This window comes from Streptomyces cyslabdanicus (assembly GCF_052663305.1).
This window is the reverse complement of record NZ_JBQRUW010000068.1, coordinates 1-13,828: the sequence shown is the minus strand read 5'-3', so window position 1 is coordinate 13,828 and position 13,828 is coordinate 1. Positions and strand designations below refer to the sequence as shown.

The 13,828-nt window shown below is 66.6% G+C and carries 25 protein-coding genes; all 25 read left to right on the top strand.

Going from position 1 to position 13,828, the window contains the following annotated elements; genetic code table 11:
* Positions 1 to 31: 31 nt before the first annotated feature.
* Positions 32 to 868, top strand: a complete 837-nt coding sequence (gene rplB / locus ACTYVM_RS33805) for a 50S ribosomal protein L2 (RefSeq protein WP_445529621.1) — start codon at positions 32 to 34, stop codon at positions 866 to 868.
* A gap of 12 nt (positions 869 to 880) precedes the next feature.
* On the top strand, positions 881 to 1,162 hold the full coding sequence (gene rpsS, locus ACTYVM_RS33800; RefSeq protein ID WP_100569744.1) for a 30S ribosomal protein S19: 282 nt from the start codon (positions 881 to 883) through the stop codon (positions 1,160 to 1,162).
* Positions 1,163 to 1,213: 51 nt separating this feature from the next.
* A complete protein-coding gene (gene rplV / locus ACTYVM_RS33795; protein ID WP_030936396.1) occupies positions 1,214 to 1,561 on the top strand; it encodes a 50S ribosomal protein L22 in 348 nt (115 codons plus the stop codon).
* Entirely contained in the window at positions 1,561 to 2,391 is an 831-nt protein-coding gene (gene rpsC, locus ACTYVM_RS33790; protein ID WP_100569745.1) for a 30S ribosomal protein S3, read from the top strand. Before rplV ends, rpsC begins: the two co-directional genes overlap by 1 nt.
* A gap of 5 nt (positions 2,392 to 2,396) precedes the next feature.
* Entirely contained in the window at positions 2,397 to 2,816 is a 420-nt protein-coding gene (gene rplP / locus ACTYVM_RS33785; RefSeq protein ID WP_187826477.1) for a 50S ribosomal protein L16, read from the top strand.
* Positions 2,816 to 3,040: a 50S ribosomal protein L29 gene (gene rpmC, locus ACTYVM_RS33780; protein WP_018564811.1), complete on the top strand. Its 225-nt coding sequence runs from the start codon at positions 2,816 to 2,818 to the stop codon at positions 3,038 to 3,040. Before rplP ends, rpmC begins: the two co-directional genes overlap by 1 nt.
* Positions 3,040 to 3,324 (top strand): 30S ribosomal protein S17, encoded by a 285-nt coding sequence (rpsQ, locus tag ACTYVM_RS33775; protein WP_100569747.1) that lies wholly within the window; start codon positions 3,040 to 3,042, stop codon positions 3,322 to 3,324. The genes rpmC and rpsQ overlap by 1 nt, the downstream gene beginning before the upstream one ends.
* A 213-nt stretch (positions 3,325 to 3,537) precedes the next feature.
* Positions 3,538 to 3,906, top strand: a complete 369-nt coding sequence (rplN, locus tag ACTYVM_RS33770) for a 50S ribosomal protein L14 (RefSeq protein ID WP_003998823.1) — start codon at positions 3,538 to 3,540, stop codon at positions 3,904 to 3,906.
* Positions 3,907 to 3,908: 2 nt separating this feature from the next.
* Positions 3,909 to 4,232 (top strand): 50S ribosomal protein L24, encoded by a 324-nt coding sequence (gene rplX / locus ACTYVM_RS33765; RefSeq protein WP_003992365.1) that lies wholly within the window; start codon positions 3,909 to 3,911, stop codon positions 4,230 to 4,232.
* Positions 4,232 to 4,789, top strand: a complete 558-nt coding sequence (rplE, locus tag ACTYVM_RS33760; protein WP_067299852.1) for a 50S ribosomal protein L5 — start codon at positions 4,232 to 4,234, stop codon at positions 4,787 to 4,789. The genes rplX and rplE overlap by 1 nt, the downstream gene beginning before the upstream one ends.
* A 5-nt stretch (positions 4,790 to 4,794) precedes the next feature.
* Positions 4,795 to 4,980, top strand: a complete 186-nt coding sequence (locus ACTYVM_RS33755; protein WP_003948630.1) for a type Z 30S ribosomal protein S14 — start codon at positions 4,795 to 4,797, stop codon at positions 4,978 to 4,980.
* Between the two features lie 212 nt (positions 4,981 to 5,192).
* On the top strand, positions 5,193 to 5,591 hold the full coding sequence (gene rpsH / locus ACTYVM_RS33750; protein ID WP_100569749.1) for a 30S ribosomal protein S8: 399 nt from the start codon (positions 5,193 to 5,195) through the stop codon (positions 5,589 to 5,591).
* Positions 5,592 to 5,615: 24 nt separating this feature from the next.
* Positions 5,616 to 6,155 (top strand): 50S ribosomal protein L6, encoded by a 540-nt coding sequence (gene rplF, locus ACTYVM_RS33745; RefSeq protein WP_100569750.1) that lies wholly within the window; start codon positions 5,616 to 5,618, stop codon positions 6,153 to 6,155.
* 3 nt (positions 6,156 to 6,158) lie between these two features.
* Positions 6,159 to 6,542 carry a 50S ribosomal protein L18 gene (gene rplR / locus ACTYVM_RS33740; protein ID WP_356189295.1) on the top strand — a complete coding sequence of 128 codons (384 nt, stop codon included), beginning with the start codon at positions 6,159 to 6,161 and terminating at the stop codon, positions 6,540 to 6,542.
* A gap of 65 nt (positions 6,543 to 6,607) precedes the next feature.
* Positions 6,608 to 7,213: a 30S ribosomal protein S5 gene (rpsE, locus tag ACTYVM_RS33735; protein WP_073725073.1), complete on the top strand. Its 606-nt coding sequence runs from the start codon at positions 6,608 to 6,610 to the stop codon at positions 7,211 to 7,213.
* Positions 7,213 to 7,395 (top strand): 50S ribosomal protein L30, encoded by a 183-nt coding sequence (gene rpmD, locus ACTYVM_RS33730; RefSeq protein ID WP_100569752.1) that lies wholly within the window; start codon positions 7,213 to 7,215, stop codon positions 7,393 to 7,395. The genes rpsE and rpmD overlap by 1 nt, the downstream gene beginning before the upstream one ends.
* A 2-nt stretch (positions 7,396 to 7,397) precedes the next feature.
* Positions 7,398 to 7,853 (top strand): 50S ribosomal protein L15, encoded by a 456-nt coding sequence (rplO, locus tag ACTYVM_RS33725; protein ID WP_358733881.1) that lies wholly within the window; start codon positions 7,398 to 7,400, stop codon positions 7,851 to 7,853.
* Between the two features lie 168 nt (positions 7,854 to 8,021).
* On the top strand, positions 8,022 to 9,335 hold the full coding sequence (gene secY / locus ACTYVM_RS33720) for a preprotein translocase subunit SecY (RefSeq protein ID WP_400032914.1): 1,314 nt from the start codon (positions 8,022 to 8,024) through the stop codon (positions 9,333 to 9,335).
* Positions 9,335 to 9,985, top strand: coding sequence for an adenylate kinase (locus tag ACTYVM_RS33715; protein WP_445529620.1), 651 nt, complete (start codon positions 9,335 to 9,337; stop codon positions 9,983 to 9,985). Before secY ends, ACTYVM_RS33715 begins: the two co-directional genes overlap by 1 nt.
* Before the next feature lie 289 nt (positions 9,986 to 10,274).
* Positions 10,275 to 11,111, top strand: coding sequence for a type I methionyl aminopeptidase (gene map / locus ACTYVM_RS33710; RefSeq protein WP_445529619.1), 837 nt, complete (start codon positions 10,275 to 10,277; stop codon positions 11,109 to 11,111).
* A gap of 196 nt (positions 11,112 to 11,307) precedes the next feature.
* Positions 11,308 to 11,529, top strand: a complete 222-nt coding sequence (gene infA / locus ACTYVM_RS33705) for a translation initiation factor IF-1 (protein WP_004927214.1) — start codon at positions 11,308 to 11,310, stop codon at positions 11,527 to 11,529.
* Positions 11,530 to 11,593: 64 nt separating this feature from the next.
* Complete coding sequence (rpmJ, locus tag ACTYVM_RS33700) at positions 11,594 to 11,707, top strand: 50S ribosomal protein L36 (RefSeq protein WP_003974245.1); 114 nt, start codon at positions 11,594 to 11,596, stop codon at positions 11,705 to 11,707.
* Positions 11,708 to 11,919: 212 nt separating this feature from the next.
* Positions 11,920 to 12,300, top strand: a complete 381-nt coding sequence (rpsM, locus tag ACTYVM_RS33695; protein ID WP_225077987.1) for a 30S ribosomal protein S13 — start codon at positions 11,920 to 11,922, stop codon at positions 12,298 to 12,300.
* A 69-nt stretch (positions 12,301 to 12,369) separates the two neighbouring features.
* Positions 12,370 to 12,774 (top strand): 30S ribosomal protein S11, encoded by a 405-nt coding sequence (rpsK, locus tag ACTYVM_RS33690; protein WP_003956432.1) that lies wholly within the window; start codon positions 12,370 to 12,372, stop codon positions 12,772 to 12,774.
* A 146-nt stretch (positions 12,775 to 12,920) separates the two neighbouring features.
* Positions 12,921 to 13,828, top strand: a 908-nt coding sequence (locus ACTYVM_RS33685; protein WP_445526660.1) for a DNA-directed RNA polymerase subunit alpha, incomplete at its 3' end; no start/stop codon positions are given.

Here is a 13,828-nt window from a genome sequence, read left to right as displayed (position 1 = left end):
GGATCGTCCGATATCGGACGAGGACTGAGAAATGGGAATCCGCAAGTACAAGCCGACTACGCCGGGCCGTCGTGGCGCCAGCGTCGCCGACTTCGTCGAGGTCACGCGGTCCACGCCGGAGAAGTCGCTGGTCCGTCCCCTGCACAGCAAGGGCGGCCGTAACAATTCCGGTCGTGTGACCGTTCGCCACCAGGGTGGCGGACACAAGCGCGCCTACCGCGTGATCGACTTCCGTCGTCACGACAAGGACGGCGTGCCGGCGAAGGTCGCGCACATCGAGTACGACCCCAACCGCACCGCGCGCATCGCGCTGCTGCACTACGCCGACGGCGAGAAGCGCTACATCCTCGCCCCGCGCAACCTGCAGCAGGGCGACCGCGTGGAGAACGGCCCCACGGCCGACATCAAGCCGGGCAACAACCTGGCGCTGCGCAACATCCCGGTCGGTACCACGATCCACGCGATCGAGCTCCGTCCCGGTGGCGGCGCCAAGTTCGCCCGCTCCGCCGGTGCCTCCGTGCAGCTGCTCGCGAAGGAGGGCACGATGGCCCACCTCCGCATGCCCTCCGGTGAGATCCGCCTGGTCGACCAGCGCTGCCGCGCCACGGTCGGCGAGGTCGGCAACGCCGAGCAGAGCAACATCAACTGGGGCAAGGCCGGCCGCAAGCGGTGGCTGGGCGTCCGCCCGACCGTCCGTGGTGTGGTCATGAACCCGGTGGACCACCCGCACGGTGGTGGTGAGGGCCGGACCTCCGGTGGCCGTCACCCGGTGTCCCCGTGGGGCAAGAAGGAAGGCCGTACTCGTTCGCCCAAAAAGGCGTCGAACAAGTACATCGTCCGCCGCCGCAAGACGAACAAGAAGCGCTAAGGACGGGTTGAGATGCCGCGTAGCTTGAAGAAGGGGCCCTTCGTCGACGACCACCTGAGCAAGAAGGTGGACTCGCAGAACGAAGCCGGCACCAAGAACGTCATCAAGACCTGGTCCCGCCGCTCGATGATCATCCCGGCCATGCTGGGTCACACGATCGCGGTGCACAACGGCAAGACCCACATCCCGGTGTTCGTCACCGAGTCGATGGTCGGCCACAAGCTCGGCGAGTTCTCGCCGACGCGCACCTTCCGGGGTCACGTCAAGGACGACCGGAAGTCGAAGCGCCGCTAGTCAGCGGGGTGAAAGACCATGACGAACGTGTCAAACACTGAAGGGACAACCATGGAAGCCAGGGCCCAGGCGCGGTACATCCGCGTCACGCCCATGAAGGCCCGCCGTGTGGTGGACCTCATCCGTGGCATGGACGCCACGGAGGCTCAGGCGGTCCTGCGTTTCGCCCCGCAGGCCGCGAGCGTGCCGGTCGGCAAGGTGCTGGACAGCGCCATCGCCAACGCCGCGCACAACTACGACCACACCGACGTCGACAGCCTCTACATCGCCGAGGCGTACGTCGACGAGGGTCCGACCCTGAAGCGGTTCCGGCCGCGTGCCCAGGGCCGTGCCTACCGGATCCGCAAGCGGACCAGCCACATCACCGTGGTCGTCAGCAGCAAGGAAGGAACCCGGTAATGGGCCAGAAGGTAAACCCGCATGGGTTCCGGCTCGGTGTCACGACCGACTTCAAGTCGCGTTGGTACGCCGACAAGCTGTACAAGGACTACGTCAAGGAAGACGTCGCCATCCGTCGGATGATGACGTCCGGCATGGAGCGCGCCGGCATCTCCAAGGTGGAGATCGAGCGCACCCGTGACCGTGTCCGCGTGGACATCCACACCGCGCGTCCGGGCATCGTCATCGGCCGCCGTGGCGCCGAGGCCGACCGCATCCGCGGCGACCTCGAGAAGCTCACGGGCAAGCAGGTCCAGCTGAACATCCTCGAGGTCAAGAACCCCGAGACGGACGCTCAGCTCGTGGCCCAGGCCGTTGCCGAGCAGCTCTCCTCCCGCGTCTCCTTCCGCCGTGCCATGCGCAAGAGCATGCAGTCGGCGATGAAGGCCGGCGCCAAGGGCATCAAGATCCAGTGCGGTGGCCGCCTCGGCGGCGCCGAGATGTCCCGCTCGGAGTTCTACCGCGAGGGCCGTGTGCCCCTGCACACGCTCCGCGCGAACGTGGACTACGGCTTCTTCGAGGCCAAGACGACCTTCGGCCGCATCGGTGTGAAGGTCTGGATCTACAAGGGCGACGTCAAGAACATCGCCGAGGTCCGCGCCGAGAACGCCGCCGCCCGTGCGGGCAACCGCCCGGCCCGTGGTGGCGCCGACCGCCCGGCCCGTGGTGGCCGTGGTGGCGAGCGGCGCGGTCGCAAGCCGCAGCAGCAGTCGGCTCCGGCCGCCGAGGCCCCCAAGGCCGACGCCCCGGCCGCTGCCGCTCCGGCTGAGAGCACCGGAACGGAGGCCTGACCGACATGCTGATCCCCCGTAGGGTCAAGCACCGCAAGCAGCACCACCCGAAGCGCAACGGTATGTCCAAGGGTGGAACGCAGGTTGCGTTCGGCGAGTACGGCATCCAGGCGATGACCCCGGCCTACGTGACGAACCGCCAGATCGAGGCGGCTCGTATCGCGATGACCCGCCACATCAAGCGTGGCGGCAAGGTCTGGATCAACATCTACCCGGACCGTCCGCTGACCAAGAAGCCGGCCGAGACCCGCATGGGTTCCGGTAAGGGTTCGCCGGAGTGGTGGATCGCGAACGTCAAGCCCGGTCGGGTGATGTTCGAGCTGTCCTACCCGAACGAGAAGATCGCCCGTGAGGCGCTGACCCGTGCGGCCCACAAGCTGCCGATGAAGTGCCGGATCGTCAAGCGCGAGGCAGGTGAAGCGTGATGTCGGCCGGTACCAAGGCGTCCGAGCTGCGCGAGCTGGGCAACGAGGAGCTTCTTGGAAAGCTCCGCGAGGCCAAGGAAGAGCTGTTCAACCTCCGTTTCCAGGCGGCGACCGGGCAGCTCGAGAACCACGGCCGTCTCAAGGCGGTCCGCAAGGACATCGCGCGGATCTACACCCTGATGCGCGAGCGTGAGCTGGGCATCGAAACGGTGGAGAACGCCTGATGAGCGAGAAGAACGTGACTGAGAACGCAGAGGCGCGCGGCTTCCGCAAGACCCGTGAGGGTCTCGTCGTCAGCGACAAGATGGACAAGACCGTCGTCGTCGCCGTCGAGGACCGTGTCAAGCACGCGCTGTACGGCAAGGTCATCCGCCGTACCGAGAAGCTCAAGGCGCACGACGAGCAGAACGCCGCGGGCGTCGGCGACCGTGTCCTCCTGATGGAGACCCGGCCGCTGTCCGCGACGAAGCGCTGGCGCGTCGTCGAGATCCTCGAGAAGGCGAAGTAAGAAGCGGGGGCACCGCCCCCGCTGACCCCCGCTGGGGGCGACGCCCCGGGCCCCGACCCGGACCCGGCGAAGTCCCCGGCGTGGGTTCCCGCCTCCCGAGACACCAGTAATTCCTGCGGGAGCTACCCGCAGGACGGTTCCGCCAGGCTCGGCGAAGGCCCGTGAGTCACTCACGGCCCTCCCCGGGAACCGGCAGACAATCAGGAGATAGACGTGATCCAGCAGGAGTCGCGACTGCGTGTCGCCGACAACACTGGTGCGAAGGAAATCCTTTGCATCCGTGTGCTCGGTGGCTCCGGTCGCCGCTACGCGGGCATCGGTGACGTCATCGTCGCCACCGTCAAGGACGCGATCCCCGGTGGCAACGTGAAGAAGGGTGACGTCGTCAAGGCGGTCATCGTTCGCACCGTCAAGGAGCGCCGCCGTCCGGACGGCTCGTACATCCGCTTCGACGAGAACGCCGCTGTCATTCTCAAGAACGACGGCGACCCTCGTGGCACCCGTATCTTCGGCCCGGTCGGCCGTGAGCTGCGCGAGAAGAAGTTCATGAAGATCATCTCCCTCGCGCCGGAGGTGCTGTGAGCATGAAGATCAAGAAGGGCGACCTGGTTCAGGTCATCACCGGCAAGGACAAGGGCAAGCAGGGCAAGGTCATTGCCGCTTTCCCGCGCGAGGATCGCGTCCTGGTCGAGGGTGTCAACCGGGTCAAGAAGCACACCAAGGCCGGCCCGACCGCCCGCGGTTCGCAGGCCGGCGGCATCGTCACGACCGAGGCGCCGATCCACGTCTCCAACGTCCAGCTGGTCGTTGAGAAGGACGGCAACAAGGTCGTCACGCGTGTCGGTTACCGCTTCGACGACGAAGGCAACAAGATCCGCGTTGCCAAGCGGACGGGTGAGGACATCTGATGGCTACCACCACCACTCCGCGTCTGAAGCAGAAGTACCGCGAGGAGATCGCGGGCAAGATGCGTGACGAGTTCAAGTACGAGAACGTCATGCAGATTCCCGGTCTCGTCAAGATCGTGGTCAACATGGGTGTGGGCGACGCCGCCCGCGACTCCAAGCTGATCGAGGGCGCCATCCGCGACCTCACCACGATCACCGGCCAGAAGCCGCAGGTCACCAAGGCCCGCAAGTCCATCGCGCAGTTCAAGCTGCGTGAGGGCCAGCCGATCGGTGCCCACGTCACGCTCCGTGGCGACCGCATGTGGGAGTTCCTGGACCGCACCCTGTCGCTCGCGCTGCCGCGCATCCGCGACTTCCGCGGCCTGTCCCCCAAGCAGTTCGACGGCCGTGGCAACTACACCTTCGGTCTCACCGAGCAGGTCATGTTCCACGAGATCGACCAGGACAAGATCGACCGCGTCCGGGGTATGGACATCACCGTGGTCACCACGGCGACCAACGACGCTGAGGGCCGCGCGCTCCTTCGTCACCTCGGCTTCCCGTTCAAGGAGGCGTGAGCGAGATGGCGAAGAAGGCTCTGATCGCTAAGGCTGCTCGCAAGCCCAAGTTCGGTGTGCGTGGCTACACCCGCTGCCAGCGCTGTGGCCGTCCGCACTCCGTGTACCGCAAGTTCGGCCTGTGCCGCGTGTGCCTTCGTGAGATGGCTCACCGTGGCGAGCTGCCGGGCGTGACCAAGAGCTCCTGGTAACAGCCCACTTGGGTTGAAGCAGGACTCTCGGTAAGCAACCGGGGTCGGCAGGAGGCCCACCTCACATGCCGTAGGCTTGCGGGGTTGGGCGCCTGCCGCGCCCTTACGACTTACTACGCCGTAGGTCCACCGCGCCGCACCCGTCCCGTCTCGGATCGGGGAGAGGGATGGCGCACCAGGAAACCCCGGCGAGAGAGGCCGAAGGCCAATTCATGACCATGACTGATCCGATCGCAGACATGCTTACGCGTCTGCGGAACGCGAACTCGGCATACCACGACAGCGTGTCGATGCCGCACTCGAAGATCAAGTCGCACATCGCGGAGATCCTCCAGCAGGAGGGCTTCATCACGGGCTGGAAGGTCGAGGACGCCGAGGTCGGCAAGAACCTCGTCCTGGAGCTGAAGTTCGGCCCCAACCGTGAGCGCTCCATCGCGGGCATCAAGCGGATCTCCAAGCCCGGTCTCCGGGTGTACGCGAAGTCCACCAACCTGCCGAAGGTGCTCGGCGGCCTCGGCGTGGCGATCATCTCCACGTCCTACGGGCTCCTCACCGACAAGCAGGCCGGCAAGAAGGGCGTGGGTGGGGAAGTCCTCGCCTACGTCTGGTAGCGGAAGGGAACGGAGGAAACAGCTATGTCGCGCATCGGCAAGCTCCCCATCGCGGTTCCCGCCGGCGTGGACGTCACCATCGACGGCCGTACGGTCGCGGTCAAGGGCCCCAAGGGCTCGCTGACCCACACCGTCGTGGCGCCGATCGAGATCGCCAAGGGCGAGGACGGCACCCTGCAGGTGACCCGCCCCAACGACGAGCGTCAGAACAAGGCCCTGCACGGCCTGTCCCGCACGCTGGTGGCGAACATGATCACCGGCGTGACCCAGGGTTACGTGAAGAAGCTCGAGATCAGCGGTGTCGGTTACCGCGTGACGGCCAAGGGTTCGAACCTGGAGTTCGCGCTCGGCTACAGCCACCCGATCACCGTCGAGGCGCCCGAGGGAATCACCTTCAAGGTGGAGACCCCGACCCGCTTCCAGGTCGAGGGCATCGACAAGCAGAAGGTCGGCGAGGTTGCGGCCAACATCCGCAAGCTGCGCAAGCCCGACCCGTACAAGGCCAAGGGCGTCAAGTACGAGGGCGAAGTCATCCGCCGCAAGGTCGGAAAGGCGGGTAAGTAAGCCATGGCATACGGGCAGAAGATCCTCAAGGGCGACGCCTACAAGCGCGCCGCGATCAAGCGCCGTCACATCCGGATCCGCAAGCGGATCGCCGGTACGGCGGAGCGCCCCCGTCTGGTCGTGACCCGTTCCAACCGCCACATCGTGGCGCAGGTCATCGACGACCTCAAGGGCCACACCCTGGCGTCGGCGTCCACGCTGGACACGTCGGTCCGCGGTGGCGAGGGCGACAAGTCCGCGCAGGCCAAGCAGGTCGGCGCCCTGGTCGCCGAGCGCGCCAAGGCCGCCGGCGTCGAGGCCGTGGTGTTCGACCGCGGTGGCAACCAGTACGCGGGGCGCATCGCCGCCCTGGCGGACGCCGCCCGCGAGGCCGGACTGAAGTTCTGAGTCGCCCGTCGCGGCAGCGAGCGATCGTTGCTGCGAGCTAGCGGAAACAGAGAGAGGTAATTCCAATGGCTGGACCCCAGCGCCGCGGTGGCGGTGCCGGTGGCGGCGAGCGGCGGGACCGGAAGGGCCGTGACGGCGGCGCAGCTGCCGCCGAGAAGACCGCGTACGTTGAGCGCGTCGTCGCGATCAACCGCGTCGCCAAGGTTGTGAAGGGTGGTCGTCGCTTCAGCTTCACCGCGCTGGTCGTGGTGGGCGACGGTGACGGCACCGTGGGTGTCGGATACGGCAAGGCCAAGGAGGTGCCGGCCGCCATCGCCAAGGGTGTTGAGGAGGCCAAGAAGCACTTCTTCAAGGTCCCCCGGATCCAGGGCACCATCCCGCACCCGATCCAGGGTGAGAAGGCTGCCGGCGTCGTGCTGCTCAAGCCCGCGTCCCCCGGTACCGGCGTTATCGCCGGTGGCCCGGTGCGCGCCGTGCTCGAGTGCGCCGGTATCCACGACATCCTGTCGAAGTCGCTCGGCTCCGACAACCAGATCAACATCGTGCACGCGACCGTGGAGGCCCTGAAGGGCCTGCAGCGTCCCGAGGAGGTCGCGGCCCGCCGCGGTCTGCCGCTCGAGGACGTCGCCCCCGCGGCCCTGCTGCGTGCGCGTGCCGGGGCGGGTGCGTGATGGCACAGCTCAAGGTCACGCAGGTCAAGTCCTACATCGGCAGCAAGCAGAACCACCGTGACACCCTGCGTTCGCTCGGGCTCAAGAAGCTCGGCGACGTGGTCGTCAAGGAGGACCGCCCCGAGTTCCGCGGCATGGTGCACACCGTCCGCCACCTCGTGACGGTCGAGGAGGTCGACTGATCATGGCGGAGCAGAACCCGCTCAAGATCCACAACCTCCGTCCCGCCCCGGGCGCCAAGACCGCCAAGACCCGTGTCGGTCGTGGTGAGGCGTCCAAGGGTAAGACGGCCGGTCGTGGTACCAAGGGCACCAAGGCCCGCTACCAGGTTCCGGAGCGCTTCGAGGGCGGCCAGATGCCGCTGCACATGCGCCTCCCGAAGCTGAAGGGCTTCAAGAACCCGTTCAAGACCGAGTACCAGGTCGTGAACCTCGACAAGCTGGCCGAGCTCTACCCCGAGGGTGGCGAGGTCACCGTCGAGGGTCTGGTGGCCAAGGGTGCCGTTCGCAAGAACAGCCTCGTCAAGGTCCTGGGCCAGGGCGAGGTCTCCGTGGCGCTGCAGGTGACGGTGGACGCCGTCTCCGGCTCCGCCAAGGAGAAGATCACCGCCGCCGGCGGTTCTGTCACCGAGCTCGTCTGAGCCCGATGACGTAAGCGGTCCCGACCGGGGGTACCTCACATTGAGGTATCCCCGGTTGGTCGTTCTCAGGGAGGCAGTGTCGCCGGTAAGGTGGCCTGCACCGTTGTTTATCGTCGAACCTCAAGACCGTCACCCTGACGCACTTGCGCGGGGGTCGCAGGAGGCACCGTGCTCACCGGCTTCGCCCGGGCGTTCAGGACGCCCGACCTGCGCAAGAAGCTGCTCTTCACGCTCGGCATCATCGTGGTGTACCGCGTCGGTACCCACATTCCGATCCCGGGTGTCAACTACAAGGCCGTTCAGCAGTGTGTCAGCGAGGCCTCGGGCAACCAGGGCCTCTTCGGCCTGGTGAACATGTTCAGCGGTGGCGCGCTGCTGCAGATCACGATCTTTGCCCTGGGCATCATGCCGTACATCACGGCGAGCATCATCCTTCAGCTGCTGACCGTGGTGATCCCGCGGTTGGAGGCCCTCAAGAAGGAGGGCCAGTCCGGCACCGCGAAGATCACCCAGTACACCCGTTACCTGACGGTGGCGCTCGCCATCCTCCAGGGCACGGGCCTGGTGGCCACCGCCCGCAGCGGTGCCCTGTTCTCCGGGTGCTCGGCGGCCGGGAACATCGTCCCGAACCAGGCGATCTTCAACACGATCGTCATGGTGATCGTCATGACCGCCGGTACGGCCACGGTCATGTGGCTCGGTGAGCTCATCACCGACCGCGGTATCGGCAACGGCATGTCGATCCTGATGTTCATCTCGATCGCCGCCACCTTCCCGTCCGCGCTGTGGGCGATCAAGAAGCAGGGCAAGCTCGCCGAGGGCTGGATCGAGTTCGGCACCGTCATCCTCGTCGGCCTGGTCATGGTCGGTCTGGTCGTCTTCGTCGAGCAGGCCCAGCGCCGCATTCCGGTGCAGTACGCCAAGCGCATGATCGGTCGCCGTTCCTACGGTGGTACGTCGACGTACATTCCGCTGAAGGTCAACCAGGCGGGCGTGATCCCCGTCATCTTCGCTTCTTCGCTGCTCTACATTCCGGCACTGATCGCACAGTTCTCCGGTGGCAACTCCGGATGGAAGACCTGGGTCCAGCAGAACCTGACCAAGGGCGATCACCCGATCTACATCACCCTGTACTTCCTGCTGATCGTGTTCTTCGCCTTCTTCTACGTGGCGATCTCCTTCAACCCCGAAGAAGTCGCCGACAACATGAAGAAGTATGGTGGCTTCATCCCGGGCATCCGGGCTGGCCGACCGACCGCTGAGTACCTCTCGTACGTGCTCAACCGGATCACCTGGCCGGGTTCGCTGTATCTGGGCCTGATCGCTCTCGTACCGACCATGGCGTTGGTCGGCTTCGGGGCGAACCAGAACTTCCCCTTCGGAGGGACCAGCATCCTCATCATCGTGGGTGTCGGACTCGAGACGGTGAAGCAGATCGAGAGCCAGCTCCAGCAGCGCAATTACGAAGGGTTCCTCCGCTGATGCGAATCGTCCTCGTCGGACCGCCGGGTGCCGGCAAAGGAACGCAGGCCACACGCCTGGCCGAGAAGCTGCGCATCCCGCACATCTCGACGGGTGACCTGTTCCGCGCCAACATCAGTCGGCAGACGGAGCTCGGCAAGCTCGCGAAGTCCTACATGGACGCCGGAAACCTGGTGCCCGACGAGGTCACCATCGCCATGGCGAAGGACCGCATGGAGCAGCCCGACGCCGAGGGCGGCTTCCTGCTGGACGGTTTTCCGCGCAACGTGTCGCAGGCCGAGGCACTGGACAAGCTGCTCCAGGGCGAGGGCATGAACCTGGACGCGGTCCTCGACCTGGAGGTTCCCGAGGACGAGGTCGTCAAGCGCATCGCGGGTCGCCGCACCTGCCGCAACAACTCGGCGCACGTCTTCCACGTGACGTACAGCCCGCCCCAGAAGGAAGGCGTCTGCGACGTCTGCGGCGGCGAGCTGTACCAGCGGGACGACGACTCCGAGGAGACCGTGCGCAAGCGGCTCGAGGTCTACCACACGCAGACCGAGCCGATCATCGGCTACTACCGGGCGCAGGACCTGGTCGTGACGATCTCCTCGCTCGGTCCGGTGGACGAGATCACGCAGCGCGCGCTCGAGGCGCTGAAGCGCGACTAGGGTCTTTCGTTTGGATCAGGCCCGCGAGCCCGGCATGATCCAAACGAGGCCCCAACCACGCAGCTCGGCCGCGGTTCCCCACGGGGGCCGCGGCCGACGCGTGCACGGCGCCGGTGCGCCGTCCGCGGGGAGGCCCCCTGAACCGCCGCCCCGAACCCGAACGGTCTCCTCACGGCCCGAAAGGCCTCGTCACGGCCCCGTCCGCACATGCCGGACGGGCCGGGCTCCGCTTCCCCGTATTGTTGTGGGTGTCCGTCCTCCTTCCGGTCCGAGAAAGGCCGTAGTGCCCATGGTGCAGATCAAGTCCGCCGAGCAGATCGCCAAGATGCGTGAGGCGGGGCTGGTCGTCGCCGCCATCCACGCGGCCACCCGGGAGGCGGCCGTGCCCGGGGCGACCACGAAGGATCTGGACCAGGTGGCCCGCAAGGTGCTCGCCGAGCACAACGCCAAGCCGAACTTCCTCGGCTACGGCGGCTTCCCGGCGACGATCTGCACCTCGGTGAACGAGGTCGTGGTCCACGGCATCCCGTCCGACGACGTCGTCCTCAAGGACGGGGACGTCATCTCCATCGACTGCGGCGCGATCATCGACGGCTGGCACGGCGACGCGGCCTTCACCGCGTTCGTCGGCTCCGGTCACTCCCCGGAGCTGATCGAGCTCTCCCGGGTGACCGAGGAGTCGATGTGGGCCGGCATCGCCGCCATGAAGCAGGGCAACCGGCTGGTCGACATCTCTCGGGCCGTCGAGACGTACATCCGCCGCCAGCCGAAGCCGGGCGGCGGCCGCTACGGGATCATCGAGGACTACGGCGGCCACGGCATCGGCACCGAGATGCACATGGACCCGCACCTGCTGAACTACGTCGACCGGCGGCGCGGCAAGGGCCCGAAGCTGGTCCCCGGCTTCTGCCTGGCCATCGAGCCCATGGTCTCCCTGGGCACCCCGAAGACCCAGGTCCTCCAGGACGACTGGACGGTCATCACCACGGACGGCACCTGGTCGTCCCACTGGGAGCACTCGGTGGCCCTGACCGAGCAGGGGCCCCTGGTCCTGACCGCTCCGGACGGCGGCAGGGCGAAGCTGGCCGAGTACGGCATCACGGCCGCGCCGGACCCGCTGGCCTGACGGCCCCGCCCGCCGACGGTCCGCCGGTCCGGTCGGGTTCGGACCCGGTCGCATGATGATCTCGGAGCTGGGGCAGACTTTCTCGATTCGTCTTTCGCAGAGGGCTGACGTAGACTGACTCGTCGGCTCTCATGTATCCGCATGTCCGCATGCGGGAACTGGAGTCGATCAAGGTAGTCGATTCGAAGGGCGAAGCGTGGCCAAGAAGCAAGGTGCCATCGAGATCGAGGGCACTGTCGTCGAGTCTCTGCCGAACGCCATGTTCAGGGTCGAGCTCCAGAACGGCCACCAGGTCCTGGCACACATCAGCGGCAAGATGCGCATGCACTACATCCGCATCCTCCCTGACGACCGGGTCGTGGTGGAGCTGTCTCCGTACGACCTCACGCGTGGCCGGATCGTCTACCGGTACAAGTAGATCTTGCCCAGGCCCCACGTTCCACCGAGGGGCCGCCGGCAACTGACCCGGAGAACCTCACCCCATGAAGGTCAAGCCGAGCGTCAAGAAGATCTGCGACAAGTGCAGGGTGATCCGCCGTCACGGCCGGGTCATGGTCATCTGCGACAACCCGCGCCACAAGCAGCGCCAGGGCTGACGCACTACCGACCGCACCCTCTGCACCTTCATCGCAGAGATTCGCGCGACGCGAGCTGAATTGTTCATACGCAGGACCCGAGCCCAGCGCGGCTCGACACCCCCGGTTCGGAGGCCGGGGACCCGGTTCGTACCCACTCTTCGAAAGAGAAGAGGCCGGCGGTCGGGAGTCGGTTCTGCGGAAGACCTCCGAAGATCAACTGGAGCCATTGAATGGCACGCGTTTCCGGTGTTGACATCCCGCGCGAAAAGCGCGTGGAGGTCGCCCTCACCTACGTGTTCGGCATCGGCCGGACCCTCTCCCAGCAGACGCTGGCCGCCACCGACATCGACCCGAACACCCGCGTTCGCGACCTCTCCGAGGAGCAGCTCGTCGCGATCCGCGAGTACGTCGACAACAACATCAAGACCGAGGGTGACCTCCGTCGCGAGATCCAGGCCGACATCCGCCGCAAGGTCGAGATCGGTTGCTACCAGGGTCTGCGTCACCGCCGCGGTCTGCCGGTCCGCGGTCAGCGCACCAGCACCAACGCCCGCACCCGCAAGGGCCCGCGTCGCGCCATCGCCGGCAAGAAGAAGCCGGGCAAGAAGTAGTCCGCAGCGACACTCGCCGTCCAGCGGTCTTCGCTGTAGGACCGACCACCTCCCGTAGGAGTTTTCGACATGCCCCCCAAGGGACGTCAGGGCGCTGCCAAGAAGGTGCGCCGCAAGGAAAAGAAGAACGTCGCTCACGGCCACGCGCACATCAAGAGCACGTTCAACAACACGATTGTTTCGATCACCGACCCGTCCGGCAACGTGATCTCCTGGGCCTCCGCCGGCCACGTCGGCTTCAAGGGCTCCCGGAAGTCCACGCCGTTCGCCGCGCAGATGGCCGCCGAGTCGGCCGCCCGTCGCGCCCAGGAGCACGGCATGCGCAAGGTCGACGTGTTCGTCAAGGGTCCGGGCTCCGGCCGTGAGACCGCGATCCGCTCCCTGCAGGCCACGGGCCTCGAGGTCGGCTCCATCCAGGACGTCACCCCGACCCCGCACAACGGCTGCCGCCCCCCGAAGCGCCGCCGCGTCTGACGCACGGCTGCTTCGCGCAGGTCTCCGGGCGGTACGGCCTTTTCGGGTCGTGCCGCCCGTACCCTTGCAGTACCCGCACCCTTTCGGGTGCGGCCTGGTCGGGCGTCATATAGCGGGCGCCCACGACTGAAGGATCTGATCCACTCATGCTGATCGCTCAGCGTCCGTCACTGACCGAAGAGGTCGTCGACGAGTTCCGCTCCCGGTTCGTGATCGAGCCGCTGGAGCCGGGCTTCGGCTACACCCTCGGCAACTCCCTCCGCCGCACCCTCCTGTCGTCGATCCCCGGCGCTGCTGTCACCAGCATCCGCATCGACGGTGTCCTGCACGAGTTCACCACCGTGCCGGGTGTCAAGGAGGACGTCACCGACCTGATCCTCAACATCAAGCAGCTGGTCGTCTCCTCGGAGCACGACGAGCCGGTTGTGATGTACCTGCGCAAGCAGGGTCCGGGTCTGGTCACCGCCGCCGACATCGCGCCGCCGGCCGGTGTCGAGGTGCACAACCCCGATCTCGTCCTCGCCACGCTGAACGGCAAGGGCAAGCTGGAGATGGAGCTGACCGTCGAGCGCGGTCGCGGCTATGTCTCCGCGGTGCAGAACAAGCAGGTGGGCCAGGAGATCGGCCGTATCCCGGTCGACTCGATCTACTCGCCGGTGCTGAAGGTCACGTACAAGGTCGAGGCGACCCGTGTCGAGCAGCGCACCGACTTCGACAAGCTGATCGTCGACGTCGAGACCAAGCAGGCCATGCGTCCGCGTGACGCGATGGCGTCGGCCGGCAAGACCCTGGTGGAGCTGTTCGGTCTCGCGCGCGAGCTGAACATCGACGCCGAGGGCATCGACATGGGTCCGTCCCCGACGGACGCCGCCCTGGCCGCCGACCTGGCGCTGCCGATCGAGGAGCTGGAGCTCACGGTCCGCTCCTACAACTGCCTCAAGCGCGAGGGCATCCACTCCGTGGGTGAGCTCGTCGCCCGCTCCGAGGCCGACCTGCTGGACATCCGCAACTTCGGTGCGAAGTCCATCGACGAGGTCAAGGCGAAGCTGGCCGG

Excerpts from the sequence above, each read along its gene's own strand:
- rplB (WP_445529621.1), top strand. The coding sequence starts at position 32 with ATGGGAATCCGCAAGTACAAGCCGACTACGCCGGGCCGTCGTGGCGCC.
- rpsS (WP_100569744.1), top strand. The coding sequence starts at position 881 with ATGCCGCGTAGCTTGAAGAAGGGGCCCTTCGTCGACGACCACCTGAGC.
- rplV (WP_030936396.1), top strand. The coding sequence starts at position 1,214 with ATGGAAGCCAGGGCCCAGGCGCGGTACATCCGCGTCACGCCCATGAAG.
- rpsC (WP_100569745.1), top strand. The coding sequence starts at position 1,561 with ATGGGCCAGAAGGTAAACCCGCATGGGTTCCGGCTCGGTGTCACGACC.
- rplP (WP_187826477.1), top strand. The coding sequence starts at position 2,397 with ATGCTGATCCCCCGTAGGGTCAAGCACCGCAAGCAGCACCACCCGAAG.
- rpmC (WP_018564811.1), top strand. The coding sequence starts at position 2,816 with ATGTCGGCCGGTACCAAGGCGTCCGAGCTGCGCGAGCTGGGCAACGAG.
- rpsQ (WP_100569747.1), top strand. The coding sequence starts at position 3,040 with ATGAGCGAGAAGAACGTGACTGAGAACGCAGAGGCGCGCGGCTTCCGC.
- rplX (WP_003992365.1), top strand. The coding sequence starts at position 3,909 with ATGAAGATCAAGAAGGGCGACCTGGTTCAGGTCATCACCGGCAAGGAC.
- rplE (WP_067299852.1), top strand. The coding sequence starts at position 4,232 with ATGGCTACCACCACCACTCCGCGTCTGAAGCAGAAGTACCGCGAGGAG.
- ACTYVM_RS33755 (WP_003948630.1), top strand. The coding sequence starts at position 4,795 with ATGGCGAAGAAGGCTCTGATCGCTAAGGCTGCTCGCAAGCCCAAGTTC.
- rpsH (WP_100569749.1), top strand. The coding sequence starts at position 5,193 with ATGACCATGACTGATCCGATCGCAGACATGCTTACGCGTCTGCGGAAC.
- rplF (WP_100569750.1), top strand. The coding sequence starts at position 5,616 with ATGTCGCGCATCGGCAAGCTCCCCATCGCGGTTCCCGCCGGCGTGGAC.
- rplR (WP_356189295.1), top strand. The coding sequence starts at position 6,159 with ATGGCATACGGGCAGAAGATCCTCAAGGGCGACGCCTACAAGCGCGCC.
- rpsE (WP_073725073.1), top strand. The coding sequence starts at position 6,608 with ATGGCTGGACCCCAGCGCCGCGGTGGCGGTGCCGGTGGCGGCGAGCGG.
- rpmD (WP_100569752.1), top strand. The coding sequence starts at position 7,213 with ATGGCACAGCTCAAGGTCACGCAGGTCAAGTCCTACATCGGCAGCAAG.
- rplO (WP_358733881.1), top strand. The coding sequence starts at position 7,398 with ATGGCGGAGCAGAACCCGCTCAAGATCCACAACCTCCGTCCCGCCCCG.
- ACTYVM_RS33715 (WP_445529620.1), top strand. The coding sequence starts at position 9,335 with ATGCGAATCGTCCTCGTCGGACCGCCGGGTGCCGGCAAAGGAACGCAG.
- map (WP_445529619.1), top strand. The coding sequence starts at position 10,275 with ATGGTGCAGATCAAGTCCGCCGAGCAGATCGCCAAGATGCGTGAGGCG.
- rpmJ (WP_003974245.1), top strand. The coding sequence starts at position 11,594 with ATGAAGGTCAAGCCGAGCGTCAAGAAGATCTGCGACAAGTGCAGGGTG.
- rpsM (WP_225077987.1), top strand. The coding sequence starts at position 11,920 with ATGGCACGCGTTTCCGGTGTTGACATCCCGCGCGAAAAGCGCGTGGAG.
- rpsK (WP_003956432.1), top strand. The coding sequence starts at position 12,370 with ATGCCCCCCAAGGGACGTCAGGGCGCTGCCAAGAAGGTGCGCCGCAAG.